Annotated in this window: 12 protein-coding genes and 1 pseudogene; 5 read left to right on the top strand and 8 right to left on the bottom strand. The window is 41.5% G+C overall.

The genetic code is table 11. The features are described from left to right. Positions 1 to 654 (bottom strand): pentapeptide repeat-containing protein, encoded by a 654-nt coding sequence (locus F7734_RS08585; RefSeq protein ID WP_155744273.1) that lies wholly within the window; start codon positions 652 to 654, stop codon positions 1 to 3. Positions 655 to 1,050: 396 nt separating this feature from the next. Further along, positions 1,051 to 1,728, bottom strand: a complete 678-nt coding sequence (locus F7734_RS08580; protein ID WP_155744272.1) for a response regulator transcription factor — start codon at positions 1,726 to 1,728, stop codon at positions 1,051 to 1,053. 97 nt (positions 1,729 to 1,825) lie between these two features. Between F7734_RS08580 and F7734_RS08575 the strand changes: the two genes are divergently transcribed. Continuing rightward, a complete protein-coding gene (locus tag F7734_RS08575) occupies positions 1,826 to 3,574 on the top strand; it encodes a CHASE3 domain-containing protein (protein ID WP_155744271.1) in 1,749 nt (582 codons plus the stop codon). Here F7734_RS08575 and F7734_RS08570 read toward each other — a convergent pair. Beyond that, complete coding sequence (locus F7734_RS08570) at positions 3,548 to 3,838, bottom strand: DUF4058 family protein (protein WP_243146755.1); 291 nt, start codon at positions 3,836 to 3,838, stop codon at positions 3,548 to 3,550. The two genes, F7734_RS08575 and F7734_RS08570, sit on opposite strands and share 27 nt — an antisense overlap. Continuing rightward, positions 3,799 to 3,942 (bottom strand): annotated as a pseudogene (locus F7734_RS63205) (DUF981 family protein); the annotation flags it as partial. The gene F7734_RS08570 and the pseudogene F7734_RS63205, both read right to left, overlap by 40 nt. A 482-nt stretch (positions 3,943 to 4,424) precedes the next feature. Between F7734_RS63205 and F7734_RS61770 the strand changes: the two are divergent. Further along, entirely contained in the window at positions 4,425 to 5,876 is a 1,452-nt protein-coding gene (locus F7734_RS61770; protein ID WP_155744268.1) for a GUN4 domain-containing protein, read from the top strand. Between the two features lie 426 nt (positions 5,877 to 6,302). After that, positions 6,303 to 6,953, top strand: coding sequence for a phosphoribosylglycinamide formyltransferase (purN, locus tag F7734_RS08555; RefSeq protein WP_155744267.1), 651 nt, complete (start codon positions 6,303 to 6,305; stop codon positions 6,951 to 6,953). 89 nt (positions 6,954 to 7,042) lie between these two features. Here purN and F7734_RS08550 read toward each other — a convergent pair whose 3' ends face one another. From F7734_RS08550 to F7734_RS08540, 4 genes are all read right to left on the bottom strand, one after another. Beyond that, positions 7,043 to 7,636: a CPBP family intramembrane glutamic endopeptidase gene (locus F7734_RS08550; protein WP_166481799.1), complete on the bottom strand. Its 594-nt coding sequence runs from the start codon at positions 7,634 to 7,636 to the stop codon at positions 7,043 to 7,045. Positions 7,637 to 7,716: 80 nt separating this feature from the next. After that, positions 7,717 to 8,835 carry a DUF3326 domain-containing protein gene (locus tag F7734_RS08545; protein ID WP_166481798.1) on the bottom strand — a complete coding sequence of 373 codons (1,119 nt, stop codon included), beginning with the start codon at positions 8,833 to 8,835 and terminating at the stop codon, positions 7,717 to 7,719. A gap of 108 nt (positions 8,836 to 8,943) precedes the next feature. Then, positions 8,944 to 9,117, bottom strand: coding sequence for a hypothetical protein (locus tag F7734_RS60575; protein WP_166481797.1), 174 nt, complete (start codon positions 9,115 to 9,117; stop codon positions 8,944 to 8,946). A 79-nt stretch (positions 9,118 to 9,196) separates the two neighbouring features. Next, the gene (locus tag F7734_RS08540) at positions 9,197 to 9,511 is read right to left on the bottom strand and encodes a 2Fe-2S iron-sulfur cluster-binding protein (RefSeq protein WP_155744266.1); all 315 of its coding nucleotides are present in this window, start codon (positions 9,509 to 9,511) and stop codon (positions 9,197 to 9,199) included. 246 nt (positions 9,512 to 9,757) lie between these two features. Between F7734_RS08540 and acnB the strand changes: the two genes are divergently transcribed. Then, on the top strand, positions 9,758 to 12,421 hold the full coding sequence (gene acnB / locus F7734_RS08535) for a bifunctional aconitate hydratase 2/2-methylisocitrate dehydratase (protein WP_155744265.1): 2,664 nt from the start codon (positions 9,758 to 9,760) through the stop codon (positions 12,419 to 12,421). Between the two features lie 233 nt (positions 12,422 to 12,654). Continuing rightward, the gene (locus F7734_RS08530) at positions 12,655 to 12,858 is read left to right on the top strand and encodes a hypothetical protein (RefSeq protein ID WP_155744264.1); all 204 of its coding nucleotides are present in this window, start codon (positions 12,655 to 12,657) and stop codon (positions 12,856 to 12,858) included. Positions 12,859 to 13,010 lie beyond the last annotated feature (152 nt).

Below are 13,010 nucleotides of genomic sequence, written 5' to 3'. Positions count from 1 at the left end.
CTAAAAGAATAAATGTGGGTAATGAATTGTACCATCAGGCATAATAGTACCGTGTAGCTTTGCACTTGTGAGATTTGTTTCCCAAAGATTAGCCTCACTTAAATTTGCCTCTATTAAATTTGCCCACGTAAGGTCTGCACCCGTTAAATTGGCTTGATTTAAATTTGCTTCTAGCAAAATTGCCCCTGAAAGATTTGCCCCTGAAAGATTTGCCCTAACCATATTGGCTTCGATCAGTGATGCTTCAATTAATCGAGCTTCACTTAAGTCGGCTTCACTTAAATCTGCATCACACAAAGACGCTGACCACAGGTTACTGCGACATAATTTTACTCTCCATAAGAAAGCCCCACACAAATTTGCTTGCTGCAAATTTGCATCGCTTAAATTAGCTTCGCATAAAGAAGCTTCGTATAGATAAGCATCTTGCAAGTTTGCTTCCTGCAAATTTGCACCACTTAAATTTGCACCAGTGAGGATTGCCCCACTGAGGTTTGCACCACGTAAATCAGTTCCTATCAAGTGAATTCCACTCAAATCAACTGCTCTTAAGTCAATTCCACTTAAGTTACATCCACTCAAGTCCCTTCGATGAAAACACGTATCCGTAATTTGTCTGAGAATAAATTCCTGTTTTTCAGCAAAGTTTCTCATGGTATGACCTCTGGGTGTGTAAATATCTCCACAGGAGACACTTAATTATTAATTACTGCATCTCTGAGATTACACCGCAAACGGAGACAAGCTGGGTATAGAATCTAAAAAAATTGGAGAAAATTTCGGGAAAATTTCGGGAAGACCTTAAAATAGGTAAGTTATCTCTTTTTTATGTCAAAATATCCTGATAAAGGTTACAAAAACTTGATAAGTAAGTCGTCGCAAATTAAAGTTAACTAGTCGGGGCTGTCATTGGTCAAGTGTCAAGTGTCATTAGATTAATGACACTTGACCAATGACAAATGACCAATGACAAATGACCAATGACAAATGACCAATGACAAATGACCAATGACAAATGACCAATGACAAATAACCAATGACAAATAACAGTTACGAAACCTGCTTCATCCGATATCCCAATCCGTGAATTGTCTCAATAAAATCGTCCGGGGCTGCAACAGATCTTAGTTTCTGACGTAAAGCTTTGATGTGCGCTTTGACTGTATCTTCTTCTGGAGGATTTTCACTGTTCCATAGATTTTCCAAAATGACCGCACGGCTGAGAACTCTACGTCCGTTCCTGAGTAACAGTTCTAGAAGACTAAATTCTTTGGGTGTTAACTGTAAAGGGGCATTCAAATATGTCACTTCGTAGGTACTGGGATTGAGATGCAAACTACCCCAAACTAGAGTGGGTGTAGGGGCAAAACTTCCGCGTCGTAATAAAGCACGAATGCGGGCTAATAATTCTTGCAAATCGAAGGGTTTGACAACGTAGTCATCCGCACCAGCATCTAAACCGTTGATTTTATCGGTTCTGGTATCACAGGCTGTGAGCATGAGTATTGGCAAATTATAACCATGATGCCGCAAGCGCTGACAGAGACTAATACCGTCTAGTACGGGAAGCATAATATCCAGCAAAATGAGGTCGTAAGCTATAATCTTTACCTGTTTCCAAGCAGACTCCCCATCTTTCACTAAATCCACGACATAAAGCTGATCTGTTAACGCTTCACATAAGGCTTCTGCTAAACGCCCATTATCTTCAACAAGCAAAATTCGCATATCCACTACAAAGAAATCTTGAAAAAATCCTAATTCAAAAATCAGAAAGTGCTATCAATCATCATATAAATTTTAGAGAGAGATTGCAGTGTTGCACATGAAGTGGTTTTTAGAAAGAAAAATTTTGACTGGTGGGTTTGCCCTCGCAGTGGTGATTCTCGCTGTTGTAAATACTATTTCGTATCAAAACAATACAAAAATTTTTACTAGTCAAAAACAAGTCGAGGCTTCCTACGAGGTTTTACAAAAAGTTAGAGATATATTAACTACACTGCGAGATGCGGAAAGAGCAAGACGTGGTTATATTATTACAGGCAAAGAATCTTATTTAGAAACTTACGATACTGCTATTCAAAGTATTAATACTGAATTAATCGAAGCTCAAAATGCAACCAACAATAATCAAAATCAACGTCAAAAACTTAATCTGATTGAACCCTTAATAACTGAAAGAGTTAATTTAATTAAGACTTCAATTAAATTATACAAACAAAATAAATCCGATACAAAGACTCAAATAGCTTTGACAGATAAAGGGCTGATGCTCCATGATGAAATTTGGCTGATTATTACTCAGATAGAAAACGAAGAGCAACTACTATTACAGCAACGGAGAGCAGAATCAGAACAACGTTTTCAATTTACAACTTTAATAACGATCGCAGGTTCCTGCTTTAGCTTTAGTCTATTGTATGCCGTCTATTCACTCCTTCAGGAGCAAATTACCAAACGACAGCAGTTAGAACATGTTTTAAGAGAAAGCAAAAAACGATACCGGAAATTATTTGAAGTCAATCCCCATCCTTTATGGGTATACGATCTAGAAACTTTAAAGTTTTTAGCGGTCAATGAAGTTGCTGTTAAGCAGTATGGTTATTCTCAAGCTGACTTCTTATCCATGACGGTTAAGAATATTTTGCCACCAGAAGATGTATCTAGTGTTATGAAGAGAATCGAGCAACTCTCTTCAACAATAAAGCAAACGGCGATCGAGAGGCATAAAAAGCAAGATAATACGTTGATTGATGTTGAAGTCATCTCTCACGAACTGATTTTTAGAGGAAGACGTGCAAGGTTAGTACTAGCACGGGATATCACTATAGAAAAACAAGCAAGGGAAGCAGAAGAAATACGGCGGAATTTAGAAAAAGAACTAGAATTACAGGAATTAAAGACTCGCTTTTTTTCAATGGTGTCTCATGAATTTCGCACTCCCTTAAGCACTATTTTGATTTCAACTCAAGTTTTAGAAAATTCTCAAGAATGGTCGGAAGAGAAAAAGCGGAAAAATTTGCAACGCATTCAATCTTCTGCAAAAACTATGAAACAACTTTTAACAGATATTCTTACTCTAACAAGAGCCGAAGCAGGAAAATTAGAGTTTAAACCTCATTCTCTAAATTTAGAGGATTTTTGTTACTCAATAGTTGAAGACATTCAGTTTAGTACGGGAACCCAACAAGATATCATTTTTATTCATCAATGTTTGGAAAAAATAGCTTGTATGGATGAAAAAATTCTCCGTTCAATTATCACCAATCTACTTGATAATGCTATTAAATACTCACCTCAAAATAGTAAAATATACTTCACTTTGACAAAGGATACCGAAAGAGCAATTTTTCAAATTAAAGACCAAGGAATTGGAATTGGTCAAGAAGATAGAAAACAATTATACCAAGCTTTTCAAAGAGGTCAAAATGTGGGTGATGTACCGGGAACGGGATTGGGGTTAGCAGTTGTGAAAAAATGTGTGGAATTACATAGTGGTAGTATCAATGTGGAAAGTCAACTAGAAGTTGGTACAACTTTTACTGTTTCACTCCCCTGGGAATTTAGACCTTAATCCTTGCTTCCGCAATACTTCATTAACCCAAGCAGCATCAGTTTGCGATAAAGCAGGTGTTGGTTCGCGATTGTAATCTAGTCTGAGATCGTACCCGCCTTGCTCGTAAATTTCATGCACTAGTTTTTGTAAATCAACCAAGGGTTCTGCATTTTCGGAACGCAAAGGCAAAGAAAACGGAGGAATCCTATCTCGTAGATTAAACGCATAGAGTTCAGCTTTTGGACGGGTATCGCTCCTGTTATCCCAAAGCCGGGAATCCAACGTTTCTGATTGGCATGGTCTAAACCATAGTAAAGGTAACTAGCTAGTAGAAACAGCCCTGCTACAAGATTTATTAACATTAAAGAGATGTAATTAATAAACATAATCTATCTTTTGAGAGTGTTTAATTTGTATTAAAATGTGTAATTGGGCTTTATGAAAATCTTCACTTGGGAATATATTTTATGTTACTCCCTTCGGTGCTAGAAGAATACTTAATTTAATGAACCGCACCAGGCGCAGAGGACACAGAGGAAAGAGGAGAAGAAGATCGGTAATCTTATGGCGGAAAGGGGGTAAGAAATCTGAGGGGATTGAATTTACTGAACTGACAAGATGTATTTGATACTCAATAGGTTTGAGAGATACAACGGTTTGAGGTACACTTAGCAATACTGGTAATGGTGGACAAGAGGGAGCGGATGTATCCAAAACTAAGCAGCACAGCAATTGTTAAGTTTAATTGCTGGAATAGATAACGCTTATCTGGAATAATAGTTTGTACATTTTCAGCAATGAACAAGAAGTTAGCAACAACATTCTCAATTGACTCTAGCTCTTAGATTTAACTAATTTGATTAAAAATATGAACTTAACTGGTCAGCAACGTAAAAGATTAAGAGATGCTTTAATCAGTGCTTTTCCCGATCGCTCGTCACTAGAACAATTGTTAGATTTCGAGCTAAACAAAAAACTCAATCAAATTACTCAAGATACTAATTTACAAACCGTTGTCTTCCAATTGATACAAAGAGCGGAAGCTGAGGGATGGGTTGTTGACTTAATTCGGGCTGCACGCAAAGAAAACCCTGGGAATTCAGAATTGCAAGCTATTGCCCGAGAATTACTGTCACCAGAACCTCACACTGTTCCCGAAGAAAAGCCAAAGGCTCCTGTTTCTTTGCCAGAACCAAGTACTGAGCAGCAGAAAATTTTGATTTTGGCAGCAAATCCGAAAGGTACTAGTCAGTTACGTCTGGACGAGGAAGTACGTGAAATCGAACAAGGTTTACAAAGGGCAAGGCAACGCGAGCGATTTGAAATCAAGTCAGAGTTAGCAGTACGTCCTAGAGATATCCATCGCTCTATTTTGGATTTTAAACCAAATATCGTTCATTTCTCCGGTCATGGAGCAGGACAAGATGGTCTGATTTTTGAGGATGAGTCAGGACAGGCAAAACTGGTAGATGCTTTGGCTCTCGCTAGACTGTTTAAGCTATTTGCCAACCGCGTTAAATGTGTAGTCCTTAATGCTTGTTATTCCGAGATTCAGGCTAAGGCAATAGCGCAACATATTGATTATGTTATTGGAATGAGCCCAGCAGTTGGGGATAAAGTAGCTATTGAGTTTGCGGTTGGTTTTTATGATGCTTTGGGTGCTGGAGAATCCATTGAATTTGCTCATGAACTTGGTTGTACGCTAATTCAGATACAAGGGTTTGCAGAGGAACTGACTCCTAAGCTGTTGGATAAAAAACAGATTGTAGATTCCCCTAGTGCTAATGAACAGGATTTTAACCCACAGACAAATGAAGTTACTGAAACTCGAAGTACCATTGTAACGGAAGGTTTAGATGATGACCTTAGCTCTGAAAAAGGTATAGACTACAATAAACTCCGAGATTTCTTGAAAGAAGGACAGTGGAAACAAGCAGATGAAGAAACTCTTGCTGTCATGCTTAAAGCATCTGGTGGAGAAGAAGGCTGGCTAAATGTTGAGTTTATCGAAAACTTTCCCTGCACAGACTTACGCATTGTTGACCAACTTTGGGTAAAATATAGCGATCGCCGCTTTGGCTTTAGCGTGCAAAAGCTCATCTGGGAAAGCGTTGGTCAAGATTACGAGAAGTTTGGCGATCGCATAGGATGGAGAAATAAGGAAAAGTGGCTAGAAGATATTTCACTCTTAACTTTTGACCTTAAAGCACCCTCTGGACATCTCCCGTGCAGTGCTGTATGGAGTCTCGCACGTACCAGGAGTATTACGGAGCGTGCATGGAAGTCTTTCTTCTCTCGCGTCGAGAAGTGTAGATTGTAAATATAGCAATCCTATTTGAGATCCAAACAAGGGAGACAAGGAAGACAATGAGGACAAGGAGGACAAGGAGGACAAGGAAGACAAGGAAGAGGTGTTTGTAAATCATTTAGGACTGCTATATAATTTATCATTAGGTGTGTTTGACTTGTATTTAAATATATAGTTGAGATTTGTTGAAATCTGCACTTGGAGATATATTTCTTATACTCTGCTAGATATTGCTTCTAAAGTTGGTTTTGGGTTTCTATCTTTAAATACCTTAAGTACTCTGGAACAGACAAGAGAATCGGTAAGAGAAATGGTTAGTAGATAGTGGTTAGTAGTTAGTGGTTAGTAGTCTAATAACAACTAACAACTAACAACTAACAACTAACAACTAACTTCATGTAAGATAATGTAGAGCAAATTAGCCGCTCTGCAGGTTTTATGAGTCAAAATTCTATAACCGACACACTAGATGTTAGCTTGATTTCTCCAAACATTTCCAGTTACAAATCAATAGATAGTACTTTAAAACTGGGAATTATGGCTTCGGGAAATGGCAGTAATTTTGAAGCCATTGCTCAAGCAATTGACGATGGGCGCTTATCTGCTAAAATTCAAGTCTTAATTTATAACAATCCCGATGCTTATGCTGCAGTACGAGCAGTAAAGAGGGGCGTACCTGCAGTACTTCTCAATCACCGCGACTACAAACGCCGTCAAGATTTAGATGGGCAAATCGTGCAAACTTTGCAGCAATATGGTGTGGAATGGGTGGTTATGGCAGGTTGGATGCGACTGGCAACTTCTGTTTTAATAGATGCTTTCCCCAATAGAATTCTTAATATTCATCCCAGCTTGTTGCCTAGTTTTAAGGGAGCGCGTGCTGTTGAAGCCGCACTTGCGGCTGGAGTGAAGATTGCTGGTTGTACAGTGCATCTCATTTGTTTAGAAATGGATAGCGGTCCCATTATAATGCAAGCTGCTGTACCCGTGTTGCCCGGTGATACACCAGAAACTCTTCACGCTAGGATTCAAGTACAAGAGCATCGCATTTTACCAGATGCGATCGCTCTTGCTGCACTCTCTCACTAAAATTCTGAGGCATGAAGCCCCGTCACTTTAGTGCGGGGTGCTGACAAATCTATGTTCCTATCCTAGAGGGCCGCAGATGTTGTGTTCTGCTATACCTTGAGTGCCGATTGTCCAACCTTCCATAACAAGCTAGAAATCATGTTGGTAATCACATGAGCAATAATTGGCACCAGTAAATTACCAGTCAAAAGGGCGCTGTATCCTAGTAACAATCCGACAACAGTTGCCCAAACTACGTAAGGCCATTGTTGAGGACCACTGAGGTGTAAGACACCAAAGCATAGGCTAGATATGATGACAGCTAAATGATTGAATCCTAAGGCTGGTACCATAACACCGCGAAATAACAATTCTTCACTCAAACCAGGTAGTAGCCCCAGCCAAATGATGTCTGGCAAAGCTAGGGGCTTCAATACCATTTCTAAGTAATAGTTTGCACTTCTGCGGTAGGGAGTCCAAAGGCGATAGACTACGCCACTTAAAGTGGTGATAGATAGACCCAAAAAAAGTCCTAGCATTAATTCCGTTTGTTGCCAACGCCAGGACATTAAAGTAATATTGCCAAAGCGCAACCACAGTTTAGCGACTATCCACAAAATAACTGCAGTTACTCCCATCGCCACCAACACTTGGGTGCGTGTCAGGTATGGAATTTCTGGCTCGTGCTTGTGCTGTTGTGCCACGGGAGTCTCCTCAAGGAGGGAAATGAAAAAAACTATGAATGCTTATTTATGTTAGTCTTGAACGCTTAACAATTCATCATTTATATTTCATATTGTAATAATCGCAATCGGGATATTTCAGAATTGAGGGTGGATGGATCGATCCCCGCTTGGTGCGCGACCAATACACCTATTGCCTCTAAATATGAATTTACCTGTATTGATTTGATCCCCAGGGGTTGGGGTCGTACTTGTATCTGAGTTTGATTTTCTTCCACTGTGACGATTTGGCATCGCCGACTGCTGCTTAAACTGAGTAAAGCGCTACTACCACAGGCTGTTGCGGGTACAATTGCCGCATCGACTTGATTAACCCATATATCTTCTGTTTTGGCTCCTGTTTTGGCTCCACTCTTGAAATTTATTGTGGTATCAGATTCGGTCAATTGGTGACTTTCCGCAACTAGAAATTGGGGTGCGCGGCTCAAACCAACAAGCACGCAGGTTAAGAAAGTATAACCCAATTCTTCAGCAGCAGAACGGGGAGATAAATTGGCATCGAGGGGAGGAGGTAAAAAAGCGGGGGCATGGGCGCAAGGGATCTGAAAAGTTCTGACGATTAAATGACTGATGACTGCTTCTGCACCTGCTATGGGATCGACGCCTTGCCCTTGGCGGTACTTTTGCTCGATTTCCCGATCTATGTTATCTGGAAAACGCGCAACCACTGCGATCGCTTCTGCCCCTGCTTTTTCAATTAAGACGGATGCTGCTCGTAACAAGCTATCTGGGTTACCGATTGTTCCCCAACTTGCACCCGATGCTGATGTCTGTAATTGTACTTCTAAGGGGGCATCAGTTATGACATAATCTGTCAAAGATAACCCCAGTGTAGCTCTTGCTGCATCTGCTGCTTGCAAGTGCCGCAACTGTAACTCTGGTTCAATTCCCTGGTCTAAAATCAAACCTATTCGATTCTGATACACCGGGCGCAGTCCCCACTCTCCAGCCGCAAATTTGTCAAGCCCGTAACCTTCTACGTAAAGAGCATTAGGTAAATTCCAGTACAGGTTCGCTCCATTGAGAACATTTGGGTGAGTAATTAAGCGATCGCAAACCCTAGCTACAGCTTTTGCAACTGGCAATGCATCTCCTGCATAGCCCCCAATGGATGCTCCAATGCCAGTCGGTACAATTAAAATCGATGTATATGAATTCACGATAGTTGTTAGTTGTTAGTTGTTAGTAGGGAGTGCATTGCCTTGCGCCCGTAGAGTAGTTAGTTGTTAGCAGTTAACCACCAACCACTAACCAATAACCACTAACTACTAACCACTAGTTACAACAGCTTCAACAGAGCAAGTTTGCTTTTTTACATCTACCGAGGTGATAGCCCAACGGAGAGGTTCTCCCTGTTTTTTGAGTTCTGCTTCAATAGCTTTTTGCAGTTCGGTGGGAGTTTCTTGTAAGTCAATTTCTGCAGTGATAAAATGAGCTGTCATCGTATTATTCCTAACTGATGTACGGAGGGGATATTCACGTCTGTCCGAAGATGCAGACGCGTAATACCACATTTTTTAATTATTTACCAAATTGCAACTGATATACTGTGTCCTCTTTCTCAGTTTCAATTTTCAAATCAGAGCGAGGATAGGCGACACAAAGCAATACATAGCCCTGTTTTTGAAGATCTGGACTAACGCCCATGCCATCAGTTTGATCCACAGTTCCGGAAATAATTTGGGCAGCACAAGTCGTGCAAACTCCAGCATGACAGGAACTCGGTAAGTCTAAACCAGCAGCATCAGCGACTGATAGGATGGTTTCATTGTCGGCAACTTGCAAAGTATGAGTTTTGCCTTGGTGGAGAATTTCAACTGTGTGTGTTGTGGGCATAAATAATTATCGGTGCTGTGGCAATAGACAAGTCAAATATTTTATCCTATGAATAGGCAAAAACCCAATTAAGAAAAGCAAACAAAAGAGTTATCTTAAAAGAGCTTGACTAAGAAACGCACTATCCAGTGATAATTATAAGTCCTTTTAAGAGGGGTTAGGGTAATGGGGTTAGGGACTAGAGAATTCCGCCTGACCCCAGACTCCTGACCCCTAACCCGTGTAGTTGAATATCTGGAGAGCAGAATGTTAGAATCATACCGCAGACACGTTACAGAAAGAGCAGCCCTCGGAATCCCCCCCTTACCATTAGATGCAAAACAAACATCTGAACTGTGTGAATTACTGAAAAATCCTCCTGCGGGTGAAGAAGATACATTACTGCATTTGCTGCGCGATCGCGTTTCTCCTGGAGTCGATCCTGCAGCGTATGTCAAGGCAGGTTTTCTCACAGCTATTGCGAAAAAGGAAGTCAGTAGCCCCTTAATTTCACCTATTGCTGCAGTGCAATGGTTGGGTACGATGGTAGGTGGTTACAACGTCCAAGCGTTAATTGAACTGTTGCAAACTCCAAGCACATCCCTATCGGATTCTTCTGAAACACCCCTAATGATGAAAGGGCAAGGGAAGGAACCGATAGCCGCTTATGCAGCAGAGGCATTGAGCAAAACCCTTTTGGTGTATGATGCCTTCCACGATATTCTAGAATTATCCAAAACCAATCCTTTTGCCAAACAGGTGATTGACTCTTGGGCAGAAGCCGAATGGTTTACATCTCGTCCGACATTACCTGAATTCATCAATGTGACTGTCTTCAAAGTACCGGGTGAGACAAATACTGATGACTTATCTCCTGCAACTCAGGCTACCACACGTCCCGATATTCCCCTACACGCCTTGGCAATGTTGGAAAGTAGAATTCCTGGAGCGCTGCAAACCATTGCTGAATTAAAGAAAAAAGGTTTTCCTATTGCTTATGTCGGGGACGTGGTAGGGACTGGTTCCTCGCGGAAGTCCGCAATTAACTCCGTACTGTGGCACATCGGGCATGATATTCCTTACGTACCTAACAAGCGATCGGGCGGGTATATTTTAGGTGGTACCATCGCGCCCATATTCTTTAACACTGCAGAAGATGCTGGTGCTTTACCCATCCAGTGTGATGTCACAAAGATGGAAACCGGGATGGTGATGACTATCTACCCCCATAGAGGAGAAATCACCAACGAAGACGGCGAAGTTATTTCCACCTTCACCCTCAAACCCGACACAATTCTTGATGAAGTCCGTGCTGGTGGACGCATACCCCTACTGATCGGACGTACCCTCACCGACAAAACCAGACTTGCTCTTGGTTTAGAACCCAGCACCATCTTTACCCGTCCCAAGCACCCTGCTGACACGGGTAAAGGCTATACCTTAGCACAAAAAATGGTAGGTAAAGCTTGCGGTTTACCTGGAGTTCGTCCCGGTACATCTTGCGAACCCCTTGTTACAACTGTTGGTTCTCAGGATACTACAGGACCGATGACTCGCGATGAATTAAAAGAACTTGCTTGTCTCGGTTTCTCTGCTGACTTGACGCTCCAGAGTTTCTGTCATACAGCAGCTTATCCCAAACCAGTTGATATCAAAACTCAAAAGGAACTGCCCGACTTCTTCGCCTCGCGTGGGGGTGTCGCTTTACATCCCGGCGATGGTATCATTCACTCTTGGTTAAACCGGATGCTGTTACCAGATACTGTAGGAACTGGTGGGGACTCCCACACTCGCTTCCCCTTGGGTATTTCCTTCCCTGCTGGTTCTGGATTGGTAGCCTTTGCTGCAGCATTGGGTGTGATGCCTTTAGATATGCCAGAATCCGTATTGGTACGGTTTAAAGGAGAGTTACAACCTGGTATTACTCTCAGGGATATAGTGAATGCCATTCCCTACGTAGCCATTCAGAAAGGTTTGCTCACAGTAGAGAAGAAGAACAAGAAAAATGTCTTTGCTGGGCGAATTCTTGAGATGGAACGCTTGCCAGATTTGAAGGTTGAGCAAGCATTTGAACTGACTGATGCTAGTGCCGAGCGTTCTTGTGCGGGTTGTACAATCAAATTGAGTGTGGAGACAATTTCAGAATATCTGCGTTCCAACGTAGCTCTGTTAAAGAACATGGTAGCACGGGGTTATCAAGATGCCCGTACTCTCATGCGGCGAGTTGCCAAGATGGAAGAGTGGTTGGCAAACCCGGTACTGTTACAAGCGGATGTGGATGCAGAATACGCGGAAATTATCGAAATTGATTTGAACGAAATCAAAGAACCCATTGTAGCTGCGCCCAACGACCCCGATAATGTAAAATTATTATCGGAAGTGGCTAATGACCCAGTACAAGAAGTGTTTCTTGGTTCTTGTATGACGAATATCGGTCATTATCGTGCCATGGCTAAGGTGTTGGATGGTGCAGGTGCAGTGAAAACTCGCCTGTGGGTTTCTCCACCGACTCGCATGGACGAACACCAACTGAAAGAAGAAGGTGTTTACGGTATTTTTGGTGCTGCAGGTGCGCGGACAGAAATGCCCGGTTGCAGTTTGTGCATGGGTAATCAGGCGCGAGTTGCGGATGGTGTAACGGTGTTTTCTACTTCTACCCGTAACTTCAATAACCGCATGGGTAAAGATGCACGAGTTTATCTCGGTTCTGCGGAATTAGCTGCAGTTTGTGCGCTGTTGGGAAGGATTCCGACGGTGCAGGAATATTTGGATATTGTGGCAAGTAAGATTCATCCTTTTGCTGATGATTTGTATCGGTATTTGAATTTCGATCAAATTGCTGGTTTTGAGGATGAAGGACGGGTGATTCCGTTGGAAGATATGCCTAGAATTGAGGATATTTTGGGTATGCCTACTGCAGGGAAGAAGTAGTTTTTGTAGGGTGGGCAATGCCCACCATAAAAACACAAAGAAAGAAGAAAAGAAGGTTCAGTAATTTATGGTAGGAAAGAAGTTGGAAAAAAAGGTTACAGTTGTACTATAGCAATTCCTAGTTTCGTAAGGTATGCAGAAGAAATAACTAACCGCAGACGAACGCGGATGGACGCAGATAAATTGGGGTTTCAGCACACTAGGAAACGCTATAAACTTACTAAAGTCAAACAATGAAAGCAGATAAATATCTTTTCGCTAAAGAATTAATCACCGACACTGAAGGAAACATTCAGAAAGTGGTCATTGATTTTAATGACAACCAACGTTTGTTGGAAGCCATTGAAGATGAAGGACTAATTTTTGCGATGAAGGCAGTCCAAGCCGAAACACCTCTTAGCCTCAGTGAATCACTCGCAGAACTTGAAAAAGAGTGAATACCCAATACCTTCCTAGTTTTTTGAAAGACTTCAAAGCTGTCAAAAGTAGACCTATTTTGAATCCATTTGAATAGTTCATTTGTTCGCAGTGAAAATGCTGGTAATGCCCACGCAACAATACTTACAATTCTTTATAAAAGAGTTAGGAT

It is taken from the genome of Scytonema sp. UIC 10036 (assembly GCF_009725235.1).
Note: the sequence above shows the minus strand (reverse complement) of the source record. Positions and strands in the feature narration are given on the sequence as shown.

Excerpts from the sequence above, each read along its gene's own strand:
- F7734_RS08585 (WP_155744273.1), bottom strand. The coding sequence starts at position 654 with ATGAGAAACTTTGCTGAAAAACAGGAATTTATTCTCAGACAAATTACG.
- F7734_RS08580 (WP_155744272.1), bottom strand. The coding sequence starts at position 1,728 with ATGCGAATTTTGCTTGTTGAAGATAATGGGCGTTTAGCAGAAGCCTTA.
- F7734_RS08575 (WP_155744271.1), top strand. The coding sequence starts at position 1,826 with ATGAAGTGGTTTTTAGAAAGAAAAATTTTGACTGGTGGGTTTGCCCTC.
- F7734_RS61770 (WP_155744268.1), top strand. The coding sequence starts at position 4,425 with ATGAACTTAACTGGTCAGCAACGTAAAAGATTAAGAGATGCTTTAATC.
- purN (WP_155744267.1), top strand. The coding sequence starts at position 6,303 with ATGAGTCAAAATTCTATAACCGACACACTAGATGTTAGCTTGATTTCT.
- F7734_RS60575 (WP_166481797.1), bottom strand. The coding sequence starts at position 9,117 with ATGACAGCTCATTTTATCACTGCAGAAATTGACTTACAAGAAACTCCC.
- F7734_RS08540 (WP_155744266.1), bottom strand. The coding sequence starts at position 9,511 with ATGCCCACAACACACACAGTTGAAATTCTCCACCAAGGCAAAACTCAT.
- acnB (WP_155744265.1), top strand. The coding sequence starts at position 9,758 with ATGTTAGAATCATACCGCAGACACGTTACAGAAAGAGCAGCCCTCGGA.
- F7734_RS08530 (WP_155744264.1), top strand. The coding sequence starts at position 12,655 with ATGAAAGCAGATAAATATCTTTTCGCTAAAGAATTAATCACCGACACT.